13 protein-coding genes and 1 pseudogene are annotated in these 15,816 nt (G+C 43.2%); 5 read left to right on the top strand and 9 right to left on the bottom strand.

What is annotated here, in order from left to right:
* Positions 1-15 precede the first annotated feature (15 nt).
* The 5 genes and pseudogenes from trpD to ACYRY3_RS30405 form a co-directional block, all read right to left on the bottom strand.
* Positions 16-1,110, bottom strand: coding sequence for an anthranilate phosphoribosyltransferase (gene trpD / locus ACYRY3_RS30425; RefSeq protein ID WP_460205404.1), 1,095 nt, complete (start codon positions 1,108-1,110; stop codon positions 16-18).
* A 300-nt stretch (positions 1,111-1,410) separates the two neighbouring features.
* Positions 1,411-2,640, bottom strand: coding sequence for a tryptophan synthase subunit beta (trpB, locus tag ACYRY3_RS30420; RefSeq protein ID WP_460205403.1), 1,230 nt, complete (start codon positions 2,638-2,640; stop codon positions 1,411-1,413).
* A 36-nt stretch (positions 2,641-2,676) separates the two neighbouring features.
* Complete coding sequence (gene trpA / locus ACYRY3_RS30415; RefSeq protein WP_460205402.1) at positions 2,677-3,468, bottom strand: tryptophan synthase subunit alpha; 792 nt, start codon at positions 3,466-3,468, stop codon at positions 2,677-2,679.
* A 168-nt stretch (positions 3,469-3,636) separates the two neighbouring features.
* Positions 3,637-3,948 (bottom strand): annotated as a pseudogene (locus ACYRY3_RS30410) (hypothetical protein); the annotation flags it as partial.
* 78 nt (positions 3,949-4,026) lie between these two features.
* The gene (locus ACYRY3_RS30405) at positions 4,027-4,857 is read right to left on the bottom strand and encodes a dienelactone hydrolase family protein (protein WP_460205454.1); all 831 of its coding nucleotides are present in this window, start codon (positions 4,855-4,857) and stop codon (positions 4,027-4,029) included.
* A gap of 109 nt (positions 4,858-4,966) precedes the next feature.
* Here ACYRY3_RS30405 and ACYRY3_RS30400 point away from each other — a divergent pair, with 109 nt between their 5' ends.
* The 5 genes from ACYRY3_RS30400 (at position 4,967) to ACYRY3_RS30380 (ending at position 11,489) form a co-directional block, all read left to right on the top strand.
* Positions 4,967-5,371: a TMEM165/GDT1 family protein gene (locus ACYRY3_RS30400; protein ID WP_460205401.1), complete on the top strand. Its 405-nt coding sequence runs from the start codon at positions 4,967-4,969 to the stop codon at positions 5,369-5,371.
* A 63-nt stretch (positions 5,372-5,434) separates the two neighbouring features.
* Positions 5,435-5,728, top strand: a complete 294-nt coding sequence (locus tag ACYRY3_RS30395; protein ID WP_460205400.1) for a TMEM165/GDT1 family protein — start codon at positions 5,435-5,437, stop codon at positions 5,726-5,728.
* A 35-nt stretch (positions 5,729-5,763) separates the two neighbouring features.
* A complete protein-coding gene (locus ACYRY3_RS30390; protein WP_460205399.1) occupies positions 5,764-7,746 on the top strand; it encodes a S9 family peptidase in 1,983 nt (660 codons plus the stop codon).
* Between the two features lie 220 nt (positions 7,747-7,966).
* The gene (locus ACYRY3_RS30385; RefSeq protein WP_460205398.1) at positions 7,967-9,778 is read left to right on the top strand and encodes a hypothetical protein; all 1,812 of its coding nucleotides are present in this window, start codon (positions 7,967-7,969) and stop codon (positions 9,776-9,778) included.
* 79 nt (positions 9,779-9,857) lie between these two features.
* A complete protein-coding gene (locus ACYRY3_RS30380) occupies positions 9,858-11,489 on the top strand; it encodes a hypothetical protein (RefSeq protein WP_460205397.1) in 1,632 nt (543 codons plus the stop codon).
* A 30-nt stretch (positions 11,490-11,519) separates the two neighbouring features.
* On the opposite strand, the gene ACYRY3_RS30375 is transcribed toward ACYRY3_RS30380, so the two are convergent.
* The 4 genes from ACYRY3_RS30375 to ACYRY3_RS30360 all read right to left on the bottom strand — a co-directional run bounded on the left by ACYRY3_RS30375 (position 11,520) and on the right by ACYRY3_RS30360 (position 15,723).
* Entirely contained in the window at positions 11,520-11,768 is a 249-nt protein-coding gene (locus tag ACYRY3_RS30375; protein ID WP_460205396.1) for a DUF4926 domain-containing protein, read from the bottom strand.
* A gap of 19 nt (positions 11,769-11,787) precedes the next feature.
* The gene (locus ACYRY3_RS30370; RefSeq protein ID WP_460205395.1) at positions 11,788-12,141 is read right to left on the bottom strand and encodes a DUF6883 domain-containing protein; all 354 of its coding nucleotides are present in this window, start codon (positions 12,139-12,141) and stop codon (positions 11,788-11,790) included.
* Between the two features lie 121 nt (positions 12,142-12,262).
* Entirely contained in the window at positions 12,263-13,864 is a 1,602-nt protein-coding gene (locus ACYRY3_RS30365; RefSeq protein WP_460205394.1) for a hypothetical protein, read from the bottom strand.
* A gap of 488 nt (positions 13,865-14,352) precedes the next feature.
* Positions 14,353-15,723: a lipid-A-disaccharide synthase-related protein gene (locus tag ACYRY3_RS30360; protein WP_460205393.1), complete on the bottom strand. Its 1,371-nt coding sequence runs from the start codon at positions 15,721-15,723 to the stop codon at positions 14,353-14,355.
* Between the last annotated feature and the right edge of the window lie 93 nt (positions 15,724-15,816).

Below are 15,816 nucleotides of genomic sequence, written 5' to 3'. Positions count from 1 at the left end.
AGCTTCCTATCTCATTCACCTATTCCCAAATTCAACTAATTCCTGCAATTTTTTCCAAGGTTCTCCACTTTGTAAAGCTTCTTTGGCAACGCTCGCAGCCTCAGAAAAAGCTTTGATGGGATCGTGATTTGATGTTTTCTCGCCGACATATAATGCTAAAGCAGCATTCAAGATTACGACATCTTGTTGTGCTTTTGTTCCTCTCCCCTGCAAAACAGCCTGGAGAATTTCTGCATTTTCTTTAACCTCACCACCCGCTAATACACTAATAGGGGCAGGATTGATACCTAAATCTTTTGGATCTAATTCGATTCGATGTATTTGTTTATTTGAGAGTACAATTAAATCGGTTTTGTCTCCCAATCCAGCCTCATCTAATTTTTCCCGTCCGTGTAATGTAATTCCCCTGCGAGTTCCCATTTGATTGAGAACTTCGGCAAAAGTTTCAATTAAAGTTGGATTGTTAATGCCAATGACCTGTCCTGTTGGGGATAGGGGATTTAGTAACGGACCTAGTAAGTTAAATATAGTACGTACTTTAAGAGTTTTTCGCAATGGCGCGATCGCTTTTAATGCGGGATGCCAATCGGGTGCAAACAGAAAAGTAATGCCGACTTCCTCCAATGCTAATTGAGCAACTTCAGGATTAACATTCAAATTCACACCTAAAGCTTCTAAAACATCAGCAGAACCAGTTTTCCCCGACGCAGAACGATTCCCATGTTTGGCAACTTTCACTCCACAAGCAGCCACCACAAAAGCAACAGCCGTCGAAATATTAAACGTCGATGCACCGTCTCCACCAGTTCCGCAAGTATCTACAAGCGGTTGATTCTTGAGAATCCGATCCCGTAAATCCGGCTTTACCGATTGTCCGTGCAAAACCTGAACCATTCCCAACAACTCTTCGCTACAGACACCCTTCGCTTGAATCGCTGCTAAAATCGCACCCGACAGTACTGGCGGAATAGTTTCTCCCAACCAACCATGCATTAAATCTGAAGCTTGGGAAACAGATAACGATTCGCGATCGAGCAATTGCCGTAATATTTCAGACCAATTTTTACTGTTATTATTTACTGGCTTTTGTTCAACATTAACCTGTACCATTGTTTACCTCCAAATAGAGTTCTTGGTTTTTGCGTATTAGGGCTTTGATATCAAATCTGCTTAATTACTTACAATTCCCAACTCTACCCCTTCCTAACCCTCCCCTTATAAAGGAGAGGGAACTAGTTTCCCCCTTTATAAGGGGGGGATAAACAGGGGGGTACATTTTATACGAGAGCGATCGCAAACTACTCCCTTCGCGGTGTAAGATTACCGATCTTCTTTTCCTCTTTCTTTGTGTCCTTAGCGTCTTTACGGTTCATTTAAATAAATAATCTTCTGGCAGGAAAGGAGTAATATTTACCCAGGATTAAAATACTTCGCCACCGTTTGCACATCCTTATCACCGCGACCCGAACAGTTGATGACAATGCGCGGGCTACCAACAAGTTGCGGACACAAGGTTTCCAAATATGCGATCGCATGAGATGTTTCCAATGCGGGAATAATCCCTTCAAGTTGAGATAACCGTTGAAATGCAGCTAAAGCCTGTTTGTCAGTAACACTGTAATATTCCGCACGTCCCATATCCTTCAAATAGCTGTGTTCCGGTCCCACACCGGGATAATCCAAACCAGCACTAATCGAATGTGCTTCAATAATCTGACCATCACCATCTTGCAAAAGATAGCTTCGCGCCCCGTGCAAAACACCAACACGACCCAGTGTTAAAGTTGCTGCGTGCTTATCTGTATCAATCCCCTCACCTGCCGCTTCAATTCCAATAAGACGCACAGAGGGTTCATTCACAAACTCATGGAAAAGACCGATCGCATTTGAACCACCACCCACACAAGCAAGTACAATATCCGGTAAGCCCCCCCATTTTTCCTGAGATTGAATGCGAGTTTCCTTACCAATAACCGCTTGAAACTCCCGCACCATCATAGGGTAAGGATGGGGACCTGCAACGGAACCCAAAATATAGTGAGTCGTTTCCACATTCGTTACCCAATCGCGAATTGCCTCACTAGTCGCATCTTTGAGCGTTCCCGTTCCCGCTGCCACGGGACGAACTTCAGCCCCCATCAATCGCATGCGGAACACATTTAAAGCTTGCCGTTCCATATCGTGGATGCCCATATAAATGACGCATTCCAAACCAAAACGAGCGCATACTGTAGCAGTTGCTACACCGTGTTGACCCGCTCCAGTCTCCGCAATAATTCGCTTTTTACCCATGCGTTGAGCCAGTAACACCTGAGCCAGAGCATTATTAATTTTGTGAGCGCCCGTATGATTTAAATCCTCACGTTTTAAGTAAATCTGTGCCCCACTCCCATCCGGACGAGCATAGTATTTGGTTAACCGTTCCGCAAAATAAAGAGGAGTAGCACGTCCGACATAATCCCGTAAAAGATTTTGTAATTCAGATTGAAAATCAGCGTCATTGTAATACTTATAAAACGCAGTTTCTAATTCACTTAAAGCAGGCATCAGAGTTTCTGGAACAAATTTACCGCCAAACTGACCAAATCGACCGTTAGAATCTGGTTGACGACTTATTGAATTGTGTACATTAAATAGCATGAAATCTCCTAATTTTTTAAACAATGGGACAGATGTTTATATTACTGCTTTCAAATCGCTACAAAACTTGCCAATAGACCGCAAGCCATTATAAGGGGTGTTTTCTCCCAAACGCTGCACAAATGCACTACCAACAATGACAGCATCAGCACCCCAATCACGCATTTGACGGGCTTGTTCTGGGGTAGAAATACCAAAACCAACACCTATAGGCTTGCTGGTGACACTGCGAATATCCATGATTACATCTTTGACTCGCGTTTGTACTTGCTCGCGCATTCCTGTAACACCCGTAACGCTAACTAAATAAATAAATCCTTGGGACTGACGGGAAATTTCCTTAATTCTTTCTGGGGAACTATTGGGAGTCACGAGTAAAGTAACTTCAATCCCATAGATACTAGCAAAATTCATTAAATCGCTGGCTTCTTCTAAAGGTAAATCCGGTACAACCAAACCTTTAATTCCCGCATCAGCAACTCGTTTGAGAAATTTCTCAATTCCTACATTGAGAATTGGATTGTAGTAAGTAAAAAGAATAATCTGTGACTTCAAACTACGAGTAACCGACTGTGCCATATTCAAAACATCAGCTAAACGAGTTCCCCATTTTAATGCGCGGGTTGCAGCAGCTTGAATTATTGGTCCATCAGCCAAGGGGTCAGAATAGGGCACTCCCAATTCGATAAAATCAGCACCGCTTGCATCCAGAAGTCGCAAAGCTTCAGCAGTATTTTCTAAATCTGGGTCGCCAGCTACAATAAAAGGAATCAAAGCACATTGGTTTGCTTTGCGTAAGGATTCAAAGTGTTTGGAAATAGATGTCATAGTTAATTAAAAGATAAAGTGTGTTTGCGTAATTTATCCGAGAGGAGTATAAAGTATACAGTACAGTAAACCCTAGATAAAACTAGATACTTAAGTAAGTTGGTGTGAATAAACAGAAATACATTACAGAATGTAAATGTATCTGAAACCCTTACTAATAACAAATAACTAAGGATGACCCTTACCAGTTACATTTTTTCTTACCGACCTACTTATCTGAATTTGCTTAATTGCTTGCTCTATATCATCTTGCTTAACGAGAGATTCTCCAATTAAAACAGCTTCTGCACCTGCTTCTAAAACCAAAGCTAGATCGCTAGATGTATACAAACCCGATTCACTTACAACGGAAATACCTAATTTCTTCAAGATATCTCTACGCTGCGATAGCAATTCTTTTGTTGTTGCTAAATCGACGCTAAAGTCTTCTAAATTGCGGTTGTTAATCCCCACTAACTGAATCCCTGGAATCCCCAATACGGAAAGACGAAAACCTCTGCTTCTTCAGAAAAATGGCTTTTTTCTTTCATATTGGTGAAATGACTGATGAGAACAGAATTACACGCCATGCTGCTTCAACCATGCCTGCAGGCGTTGCCAACCGTCTTTAGCTTCTTTCTCACGGTAGGAAGGGCGGTAATCGGCAAAAAAGGCATGGGGTGCATCTGGGTAGACGATGATTTCAGATTTGCTGCTGCTTGACTTAAGGCGGTCTCGCATCTGCTCTACTGTATTAAGGGGAATGCCTGTATCCTGACCACCGTAAAGCCCAAGAATGGGAACTTTTAATGTAGATGCAATATCGACAGGATGCCTGGGTGTCAGTTCGCTGGCATTGCCCACCAGTCGTCCGTACCACGCGACACCTGCTTTCACCTTGGGATTGTGTGCTGCATACAGCCAGGTTATGCGACCACCCCAGCAAAAGCCCGTAATCCCCAACTTACTGGCATTCCCCTTTGCTGACTTGACAGCCCAGTTGACTGTAGCATCAAGATCGGATAGCACTTGGGCATCTGGCACTTTGGCTACCACCTTGCGAATATCTTCTATATTGGGTAACTTTGAGACATCGCCCTGACGGACAAACAATTCAGGAGCAATTGCCAGGTATCCTAACTTAGCCAAGCGACGGCAGACATCCTGAATATGTTCGTGTACGCCAAAGATTTCTTGGATTGTCAAAATAATTGGAAAATTTTTACCAGTCGCAGGCATTGCTCTGTAGGCAGGAATTTCGCCATCTTTAACGGGAATTTTTACCGCACCCGCAACCAATCCGTTGGTGTCGGTGGTGATGACTTTGGCAAACGTGGGTTCCACTGCCAATGCAAAACCTGTTGTCAGAGTGGCAGTTGCGAGAAATTTACGACGTGTCAATTTTTGCATCATCTTTAGTAAAGATAAGGTTCTGTTATGGCTACTGGGTTGCAATTTGTAAAAAACATTGAGAAAATGAGAAAAATATGAAAACAATCTAGCGAGAAAAACACTACCCGTGAAACTTGACTCTGCACCTCCCAACCTATCTAGTCTAAACGAAGAGAAAGATTACAGTTCAACGACTGCCCTAGTTGAGATTCCATCATCTTTAGCGTCTGAAGAATCCCCAAAGCCTCAGAAGGCGATTGCTGTGTTTGCAACGACTTTTGTCACCATCTTTTTAGCAGAAATCGGTGACAAGACACAATTGTCTACTTTGCTCATGAGTGCAGAATCTCAATCTCCGTGGGTAGTGTTCTTGGGATCTGCAACCGCCCTTGTGATGACCAGCTTAATAGGTGTAATTTTGGGTAGTTGGATGGCTAGCCGATTGTCTCCTAAAACTGTCGAAAAAGCATCTGGAGTAATGCTACTGCTCATTTCTGTCATGCTTTTTTGGGATTTATTCATGAGTTTTTAGTCATTTGTCATCAGTCAAAAGAAAGAAAAAAGAACAAAGGACAAAGGACAGAGGACAAAATTTATGGATTGGCATCTTTTAGGATTGAGCTTTATAACAGTTTTTTTATCGGAACTAGGGGATAAAAGTCAGCTAGCTGCTATCGCAATTTCAGGACGCTCTCAATCTCCACGTGCGGTATTTCTGGGAACCGCTGGGGCGCTGCTGTTGACTTCCTTTTTGGGAGCATTAGCTGGGGGCGCGGTGGCAGAGTTTTTGCCTACAAGGTTGTTGAAAGCGGGAGCAGCTGTGGGGTTTGCCATACTCGCTATTCGCTTGCTGTTTTTTAATAATGAGGAAGCCACAGATACAGAGTAATATTCTGTATATATATATTCCAAGGAGCCTAGTGCTTGATTGAGCCAAAAGTTGCACCTTACGGGTCGTGGCGATCGCCCATTACAGCCGACTTGATTACATCAAGCACTGTGGGACTGGGGCAGATAGCTTTTGATGGTGAAGACATCTACTGGAGCGAGTTCCGACCCTGGGAACAAGGGCGAACTGTCATTGTCAAACGGGCTGCAGATGGTCAAACTCACGGGGAAAGTCAATTGGGCGAGTCTCGCGACTTGAACCCGGTGTTATGTGATGTTACACCTACTCCCTTCAATGTGCGTACCCGCGTCCATGAGTACGGCGGTGCCTCTTTTCTAGTTGTTGATGGCACTGTTTACTTCTCCAACTTTGCCGACCAACGTCTGTATCGTCAGGATATCGGTCAACAGCCCTACCCCATCACACCGTTCGCAACTCTACGTTATGCAGACGGGGTGTTTGACCGCCAAAGAAATCGGATTATATGCGTGTGTGAGGATCTCACGGTTGGCGGACGCGAACCAATCAACACACTGGTTAGCCTGGATTTAGAAGCGAACGAAAATCCTCAACTCCTAGTGTACGGCAATGATTTCTATGCAGCCCCTCGCCTCAGCCCTGATGGAAATCATTTGGCTTGGTTAACTTGGAATCATCCAAATATGCCTTGGGATGCAGCAGAACTGTGGGTAGGGGAACTGCAAGCAGACGGTTCTGTGGGACATAGCGAACGAGTTGCAGGTGGTCCTGATGAATCAATCTTTCAGCCAGAGTGGTCACCCGATGGCAATTTGTACTTTATCTCGGATCGCACAGGCTGGTGGAATCTTTACCGCAGACGAGATGGAACTGTGGAACTGCTGACGGACATCAAGGCTGAGTTTGGCAAACCCCAATGGCTCTTGGGAATGTCCACCTATGCTTTCGAGTCAACTAACCGCATTATCTGTTCCTATACTCAGCAAGGCATTTGGTATTTGGCAAGCCTTGATACGACAACAGGCAAACTGGAACCGATAGAAGTTCCTTATACAAATATTGAGGCGCTGCAAGCCGCCCTCGGTCGAGTAGTATTTATTGGTTCTTCTGCTACTCAGTCAAGAGCTATTGTTCGGATGGATTTGAGGACGGCAGAACTTGAGGTACTGCGCCATTCCAGTGAGGTAACAATTGATACGGGTTATCTTTCGTTACCCCAAGCAATTGAATACCCCACATCTTATGGACAGAGAGCATATGCCCTGTTCTACCCACCCCAAAACCGCGATTACAATGCCCTTGATGGCGAAAAACCCCCTTTGCTTGTTAAAAGCCACGGTGGACCAACCGCAGCAGCTTCCAGCAGCCTCAACTTTGGAATTCAGTACTGGACTAGCCGGGGAATAGCGGTTCTGGATGTGAATTACCGTGGTAGTACAGGCTATGGACGGGAGTATCGGCAGCAACTAGATGGTCAGTGGGGAATTGTGGATGTTGATGATTGCGTCTATGGTGCGCTTTACCTTGTGGAACGGGGAGAGGTGGACGGCAATCGCCTAGCAATTTCAGGTGGTAGTGCGGGTGGTTATACGACATTGTGTGCTTTGACTTTCCGAGACACGTTTAAAGCGGGTGCAAGCTACTACGGAGTGAGTGACACCGAAGCTCTAGCAAGGGATACGCACAAATTCGAGTCACGGTACTTAGATCGTTTAATTGGTCCTTACCCGCAACAGCGCCAGCTTTATCAGGAGCGATCGCCAATAAATTATACAGACCGTCTTGCATGTCCGGTAATATTCTTTCAAGGATTGGAAGATAAAGTTGTCCCGCCAAACCAAGCAGAGGCAATGGTCGAAGTGCTGCGAAATAAAGGTTTGCCTGTAGCGTATGTTGCCTTTGAAGGTGAGCAGCATGGCTTCCGCAATGCTCAGAATATCAAACGTGCCCTGGATGGGGAACTGTACTTCTACTCCCGAATTTTTGGCTTTGAACTGGCTGAACCTGTCGAGCCCGTGGAAATTGAAAATATTTCTTAAAAAATATCGTTTACGGTTGCATTTAAAATAATAAAAACTCTATAGACGCAAAGAGCGCAAAGAGAAAAGAAGGAGAAATAATTCCGATCCAAATGGATTTGGTAGGATTTCTGGCAGCATTGCTTTTTTCGTTCAACTGCATAAGTCGTTTTAACTAGCAATTAGATAATCAGGCAAGCTCTGCCAACTTACACTGACAGAAAAAAGAAGGTGAGTAAAAATGCCCAAGATTGGTTTATCAAAATTTGTTATTCTCACCTTGTTCTTACTGTTTCTATCAGGAAGTTCGTGGTTTCTGAGTCATTCATTCCAATCCGAAGCTTTGGCGGCAAACCAAGAAAAATTAGCAACGGGTAATTTTCAATCAAGGAGTTCTTTTGTAGAAAAACACCCAGAGGTTCTCACGAATACCCAAGCACGAACCCTTAGCGTACAAACTAACACCAACTGTGCTCCAGTAGAAGCTGGCAAAATCTATCGTTTCATTGAGGGAGTGGATTCGTGTGTGGCACTTATGACGGAACAGGAAATTGGGGAAAATCTGAACGATCCCTTCGCCACAGCTATTCTTCGCAAAGGAGTTTTTCCGGACAGTGTTGATGCAATTGTGGCAGGGGTTTCCAACTCTGGGCTAAACCTCCAACAAGCCAATTACTTGGTAGGAGAAGGGAGTCAAATTCCAACTACAGTTGTTTCGCGGGAGGTACCTCGGAACTTACGTTATATCCTTACCTGGGGAACAAGCCCAACAAGCAGTGCTCAGATTTTGCTCAATGCACCACCGGGAGGAAATTCTAGTTTCCTGCAAGTGATTTCATGGAATGCTCAAGCGAAGAAATACAACTTTTATGAATTTTTGTCACAAGTAGGCGAAACCGAAAATATTCCAACTAGGGTGTGGGCTTGGGCAGGTGACTCACCTATGGCACGGGCACCCCAGACTATGGGGCATGGATGTTTCGACTGTCACCACAATGGTGTGGTGATTATGAAAGAATTGGCATTTCCTTGGAACAATTGGCATTCCCAACGTGCAACAATATCACCTCTGATTGTACCGATCGCTGTTGCTCAAGAGCAGATATTTCAAGATTTGAAAGGTGCTGAAATTCTTGAGCGGGTTATCAAAAGTGGATACCAAATTTACTATCAAAATTGGTTGCGCGATCGCGTAAAAAACGAGGACGGGACGATTAATCTCAGTGATGTAAACGAGATGTTGCGTCACCTTACCACCAATACTACCGTTAATTTGGCATCCACCAATATAGAAAGTAAAGCAGCAAATACCAGTCCAGTTAACAGTGATATCTCAGGAATTCCTAATGACTTTTTCCTGTGGGATTCAGCCTTAAGAACAGCACTAAACCTCAATTACAATATCCCTCTGATTAAGTTTAAACGCGATGATTACGACAATTACCTAAAAATCCATAACTTCAAACTGGTTCAGTCTGACTTTAGAAAACCAGATGGCTCACCCTTGTACGAGCAAGAGGGTTCCACCTACTTTGCGTTTTTCGTACCCGTACCATCTGCAGAGGATCTCTTCATGTTGACCCAAATGCGCTCTGCAAAAATTATAACTGACAAATTTATTGCTTCACTGTTGATGGTGGGCTTTAAAAATCCAGTTTTTTCAGAGACGCGAAGCAGTTTGCAGCAGTATGCCGAACAGATGAAAACGGGCACTATCATCAATGGTGTCAGTAGCGTACCTGATGAGTTTGCAGACAAAATCAAGGCTGTTGCTGCCAATCAACCAGACTGCGATCCTGGGAATTTAGACACCTGTTCTGCCGAACAACAATTTCTTTTCACTTGGAATCTACCCGATGACCAATGGAAAACATCTGTGCAGCAGCGAATTCAGACTTATATAGACGAAATTAACAATCTTTCTGAATCAGAACAGTTAGATCGACTCATGAGACTTGCTGTTAAACGGCGATCGCAGTTTCAATCTTGGCCAATTATCAACAACCTCCAAGAATTTACTCTACTGTTTCCTCAGACAGATTTACCCCAGTAGTGTACTGCTCAGTAGGGTTGCAATCAATTATGGTTGAAAAACCAACTTGTCATAAACATAACAACATAGGAGTAAAAAAATGCCCAAACTACCTCAATTCGATCCACCAGCAAATCAAAATGATTTCCGCTCAGGTGAAGAAGAGAAAGAGAAAGCCTTCCGCAGTCGTTGGAATAGTAACATCAATCGATATACAGAACAGACCATTAAAAACGACCCGTGGGATTCTGTAAACCAACCTGCCCTAACCGAGTACTACAACCCCCTCAATACAGATATTCCCGAAGGCACAAAGGGAGCAGTTATCAGATGGACGGCTTTTCCAAACAGAATTTTAATTGCATTTCCCAACGTCGGGGAGCGTACACAATGGCAACTTGCAGATGAAAGTCCATCATCATTAAATCCTAACTATAGTCCCAGAGGACCCCGTGGTTGGCAAGACGAGTACTGTGAGTGGAGTGTCACCCGCAACTCAGAGGGGAAGATTACCAAAGTCATGTTTACCTGCGAAAACCGAGAATATTGGTACGCCCTTTGGGATGTTGAGCCAGCAGTTGTGCTCAGGCTTTACCAAGAGCTAGTAGAACCTCAAGTACAACTTGAAGACCTTTACTTACGGGACGGTAATGGAGAACCTATTATTGACCCAGAAACTGGACGACCAGCTTATAACGATCGCAATAAGTGGAATAGCACGACAACCGATGGGGCGGTTCATTTAATCAGTAATCCCAATGCTCTCAGTGCTGAGATTTTTTTAGCAGGTCAAGCTACAGTTCTGCGACAAGATCCTGCGGGTAACCCCATTACCGATAAAAACCAGCTCATCAACTGCAGTCAGTATGGCGCTCCAAACCGTAACAGCGATCCAACCATTGGGGCGTCGGTAAATGCATTGGTGCGTGGAACTGGACAACCTGGTTCTGGTGTCAGGGTTTCCTTACAGAACCCAGTCGGGCTGTATATTCAAGAACCCAGTTTTGACACCTACCAGCTGCCCTTCAATGCTCCTGCAAATGCCCAGCCATCAGATTATTGGAAGGTTGTTCGAGGTCGCCGTCGGCAAAATGGAGAAGATATGGATTTTATTCTCCATGCAGTGTTCGAGGTACCAGAAGACCAAGGCTTTACCGTGAGTGATATCACGATTAATGGATTTAATATTGAATTTGGCTCTCAGATTGCACAAACTTTTGATATTGCCCTAGCTGGATTGCCTTTGCCGCAGCTAACACCACCAGAATCTTTTCTATGTGCGGATGTAGCACAACAGCCCCTACCGCGTCCATTTCTATTGAGGGACTCAGACTTGGTAGATGTAACTTCCCGTGGTAACCTGAATATGCGAATTGAGCCAGGAACAACAGTGGAAAATGTCGTGCTGATTGCGTTTAATAGCGATCTCGATGCCACCATTGAATTGATCGATGCTCCCGGAGTCACAGTGACAAAAGTCGATTTTCAAGAGCAAGGCGGGCAACAAATTTTCTTCCTGACAATTACAGCTTCCCCTGATGCACCTTTAGGCGATCGTTCCTTGCTTCTGACCAATTCCGATGGTTCCCAAGGTCCGGCTGTGTTTGGTCTATTGGAAGTCGTTCCACCCGGAACCCTTGCTAGGACTCAAGAATCAGGAACGCGAGCGGCGATCGCAGCAAAATCTCCTGTCCCATCAATTCCTGTCGTCAAGCCACCAAGGAGGTATTGACCTCTCCCCTTCTTTATTAAGAATCAGATGTCAAGCCTTGACAACTTCAGATTTTGTATCCGGAGATACTGGCTCAAAATGCAACACCATAATCTGATTTGGGCGTAAACCAATTGATTCGTAGGTGTGCCCATTGCGATCGCTAAACTCAACTTCAAAAGCAGCACCACTGGCTAAAACTTCAACCACCGTGCCAACTTGCCCACGCCAAAGGTTGTATTCGGGAAGATCGTATGTCAGAGCGACTACATCGAGCAATTTGACTGTTTTTTGTGTCATCTTGTTTCACTTTCAGATATTACAAAGGGTAGCAAGTGGTTAATTTTGGAATGTTGGAACCGGATTCAACGATCCAACCACTCCGAATAGTTGCACTTCTATTTTGCCATTCGAGGACAAAATCTAACGTGTAGCGCTGTCCAAACTCATCGTGTCGTCCTAGTTCAGCCAAATGAGTCTTGACAACTTCTAGAAGAATCTGGCGCAATTCAAAAGCATCGTCTGCGGTTATGCCAAGTCTTGAGAAAAACAACCGAGCTTTATGTTTTCCCTGATTGTGGTCTAGATTTAGGCAATAATCATGCAGTTTACGAATGTCAACGACGGCTTTTTCTGCGTTTGGAATCAGTTTGGCTGAATTGGAGGGCTCCATATTCTCAACAAGCTGCCGAAATTTAAAAGTATTGTAAGCGATCGCCTCCTGACATACATCAACGGCGATTTTGCCCTTGACAATTAAGTAATTTTGAAATTATTTATATAATGGTGTTTTCTCATGAATCATTTAGGATTGCTATAGCTGCCAATTCTTCATTTTGCAATTCCTCTACCAATTCATTCAAACCTCCTTCAATCTGTTCCTTTACTTGACTCATATTGTCAGTTCTTATAAACTGCTGCCCTACAAGGAACCTCTCAGCAACCAACATCTGTTGATCCCCAAGCAAAGAGAGAGAACCAACAATTGCCAGACAACAGCCAATAACATAATTTCCAATGCGGGCTTCTGCAAAGCCAACACTTGCAGCTTTGGCATCTTGTTGATATCCATCTACTCCATCTGGAAAGGAAACAACTACAGATTCTGCACTTCCACATAATGCTTGATATAGCAATCCAAGGTCTGTATATTGATAGAGGCTAAGTAGATCCTCAATCTGAACAAGTAAATCTTCTTCAGAAATATAAAGTTTTCTACATAATTCAATAACTTTCCTTGCCATGTCAGCAATAGCACTCCAGGTAAAGATTTGATCGCCACAGGTTTTTATCTCAAACAATGATGAAGGCAAATCTTTTGAATTTAAACTAAAACTTAGATTTGAGTCTCCACTTTCAGACTTAAGCTCTACTGTAATGGATTTAGATGTTTTTTCAAATATCGATAGAAGCTCGAGAAAATTTGTTAACTCTTTGATGGAAACTTTGTCATTAGAGTAAGGATGAATTGAGCAGTTTATCTTATCTGATTCAATAATTAGCTCAAAGAATCTAGACTCTACTCTAAACTTTAGACGTTCTCTTGGGAGAAATTGAGTGAGAGGAGAAATGTGTAACTTTGCGGCAAAGGAGATTCCTAATGGACGACCATGTTCTTTGAATGTCAATCTTGCTTCTTTTGGCTTGCCATAAATAGAAAGAACTCCACCATCATGGAGCATATTAGGATTACTCGACAAAATTTCAAATCTCTTATGATAGCTAATGAATTGATAAATATCAATTTCTTTGCGAATTCCTAGAGTTACATCTAAAATATCTCCAATAGGATCGGGGCTCATGATAGTGATTTTAGCCTGATATTTACCGTCCTCAAAACCCAAAGTATTCAATAAATGATTTTTATTTTCAATATATTTTATCATACCATCTGGAGCTATTTTCTCAATTGCAGACTTTAAACTTCTTCCGGTTAAACTCTCCAATTTATCAGCATCTCCATAAGTAATATCAAGAGTATGCTTGTTTAAATTATTTCCCTGTCCTTCATTTTCTAGCTCTCTAATCCTCTTCAATGTTTTTTCAATTATTTCCTTTCCAACATGAACTAAGTAAACAGCTTGTGCCATATCCTCTCCATCAAATTCAATGAAACAGAAGAAGACAGGCATTGGTGCTTTTACAAGTCTATCCAAATTAGATAATGTAATAGATCCTCTCTTCCTTTTTTTGTCAGTTGATTTAACTTGAATCTTGCACTCTAATGGAGCTAACAAAAGATCTTGAGGAAAGCGATTGTTCTGCTTACAGGGAAACTCTACAAGAAAATCCCATCCTGTCCGGTCCATTTCAGATTTATGTACTGTTAATCCAGCAGTGTGGCATAGCCTTTTGAATTCTGTTTCTCCCAGTGGACCTAAATCTCGATCTTGCATGGCTGTAGCAAATTCTAAATAAGTAAAATATTAGTACATTTTAACTATATCCTAATTTTTTTGAGTTAGCAGCAGGCGATATCAGAGGTATCTGTCTGTTATTGAATGAAGCTTTTTTAAGAGTTATGAATAAAACTTACAGCAAGTAGGAACCAGTTCCACAACTATGGGTGTATCTGCGCTTAACCAGGTGCAAAGTGCTATTCCGATTGTTAGCTTTCTTTATGAAGAAGAAATAGCACCTGACAAGTAATGAAATGCACAACTCTACCCTAAATTTAAAGGCTGTTATTATGTTGCGCTTGCACCTGCCAATTTTATATGTTGGGTTGGATGGTAGCGAAACTCAACACCATTGAGGCTTTTGTTGGGTTTCGTTCCTCAACCCAACCTACGTGCGATATCAACATTCGTCCAATAATTGGCATTTTAATCATCTTTATAAAGGTTGTATACGTTGCACAATTAATTTCTGAGGATGTCTATTTTTAACAACTTCCTAATTTCTCCATCAAACACTCGGCAATCCGCCTAGCTGCTCCTGGTTTCCCCATCCTTCGCAAGCCATTTTCTGCAATGGCTTGTAAAGTATCGGGATTGGCTAAGAGCGATCGCACCACACCAGCAACTGCTCCTGGCTCTTGGACTAAAATCACTGATGGACCCAAAAGACGACTTTGGGCTTCAGCAAAGGAGGCTGTGAACTGAGGTCCTTTTCCGGGAAAGATAATTGCCGGTTTACCCAAACCCACAAATTGTTCTGTTGCCGTTCCTGCCATTGCGATAGCTAAATCTGCAATGTGCAAACAATCATTATAAGCATTTTGAGTCAGGATAAAATATGCATTTTTCTGCTTAAATGTCATGGCAGTTGTATCGGAAATTTTGACTGGTGCTTCTGCAAAGGGACGCCAGCCTTGAGATTGAAGTATTTGGCGCATACTGTCAAAATGCAGGCTAGGTGCGATCGCGCCCAAAAACACCACTGTTTTGGAACTGTATCCCTTAAAATCTCGCTCTTGAAACAATGCCATCAATGCAGAGACAGCAATCATCATTTGGTGCCAGTTATTGTAGGCTTCTGGCGGACGGGAACCGGGTAAAAGAGTTACAACCAGAGGTCGAGCGACTTCTTGCTTTTCTGCATCCGGATTGTAAAATCGTTGAGTCGGAAACGATGGTTCCAACCCGTCCATCATTGGGTTGCCCAAATTAAATGCACGGATAGATAAATTTGTCAATACCTCTGTCGTTAGTGAATCTCTGGGAAACACGGCTTTGCAGTGAGGGCGGCTCATGAGCCAACGTTCCCAAGGATGGTAAACCGAACCCGAGAAGTGTTCCGACCATGCTACTTTGGTTTTCCGTTTCAATATTCCAATTTCATCTCGCACGTAATATTCCGATCTTGCCGTACCCACAAAAGCATAATTGGCACCACTTAGCCATGCAAATAACAGGGGAACAATATCTCCTACCGCTAAAATAGCATTCTTATTGCCCGATGTTTGTTGGGTGTTTACCCAGTTGCGTATGGATTTGATCTGGTTTACTGAAAGTTGTAGTAAGCCATCCTGCACATCTCGCACGAGTTGGCGTCCATCCATATATATAAATCCACCAGAAGGCATGGTGCGTACCGAACCAATGATAGGGATGTTCAACCGTTGGTAAGCGTATCCCTGTCCCACTATTGGCAATGCGACGATATCTGGTGCATTAGGTTGTTGCTGAAGTTCCTGCAAAATGCGAACGGCGATGGCATCTTCCCCGTGTCCGTTACTAATAGCAAGCAATCGCAAGCGAGAAGTTTCTCCTTGGTACTGAGAGGTTAGGGGTAACTTTGGTAGATCGCGCATAAGAAACAAAAACTTAAAATTAACTGTCTTGTGAGGCAAGAGGGATAAATGGGGGTATAAATCGGCAAAGCAGCTGGAAGTTAGTACTATCCC

The organism is Scytonema sp. NUACC21 (genome assembly GCF_054684315.1).
The sequence above is the reverse complement of the archived record's forward strand: the minus strand, read 5'-3'. Positions and strand labels throughout refer to the sequence as shown.

Coding starts and splice junctions, on each gene's coding strand:
- ACYRY3_RS30395 (WP_460205400.1), top strand. CDS start 5,435: ATGGATTGGCATCTTTTAGGATTGAGCTTTATAACAGTTTTTTTATCG.
- ACYRY3_RS30380 (WP_460205397.1), top strand. CDS start 9,858: ATGCCCAAACTACCTCAATTCGATCCACCAGCAAATCAAAATGATTTC.
- ACYRY3_RS30360 (WP_460205393.1), bottom strand. CDS start 15,723: ATGCGCGATCTACCAAAGTTACCCCTAACCTCTCAGTACCAAGGAGAA.
- ACYRY3_RS30405 (WP_460205454.1), bottom strand. CDS start 4,857: ATGCAAAAATTGACACGTCGTAAATTTCTCGCAACTGCCACTCTGACA.
- trpD (WP_460205404.1), bottom strand. CDS start 1,110: ATGGTACAGGTTAATGTTGAACAAAAGCCAGTAAATAATAACAGTAAA.
- ACYRY3_RS30370 (WP_460205395.1), bottom strand. CDS start 12,141: ATGGAGCCCTCCAATTCAGCCAAACTGATTCCAAACGCAGAAAAAGCC.
- ACYRY3_RS30385 (WP_460205398.1), top strand. CDS start 7,967: ATGCCCAAGATTGGTTTATCAAAATTTGTTATTCTCACCTTGTTCTTA.
- trpA (WP_460205402.1), bottom strand. CDS start 3,468: ATGACATCTATTTCCAAACACTTTGAATCCTTACGCAAAGCAAACCAA.
- ACYRY3_RS30375 (WP_460205396.1), bottom strand. CDS start 11,768: ATGACACAAAAAACAGTCAAATTGCTCGATGTAGTCGCTCTGACATAC.
- trpB (WP_460205403.1), bottom strand. CDS start 2,640: ATGCTATTTAATGTACACAATTCAATAAGTCGTCAACCAGATTCTAAC.
- ACYRY3_RS30365 (WP_460205394.1), bottom strand. CDS start 13,864: ATGCAAGATCGAGATTTAGGTCCACTGGGAGAAACAGAATTCAAAAGG.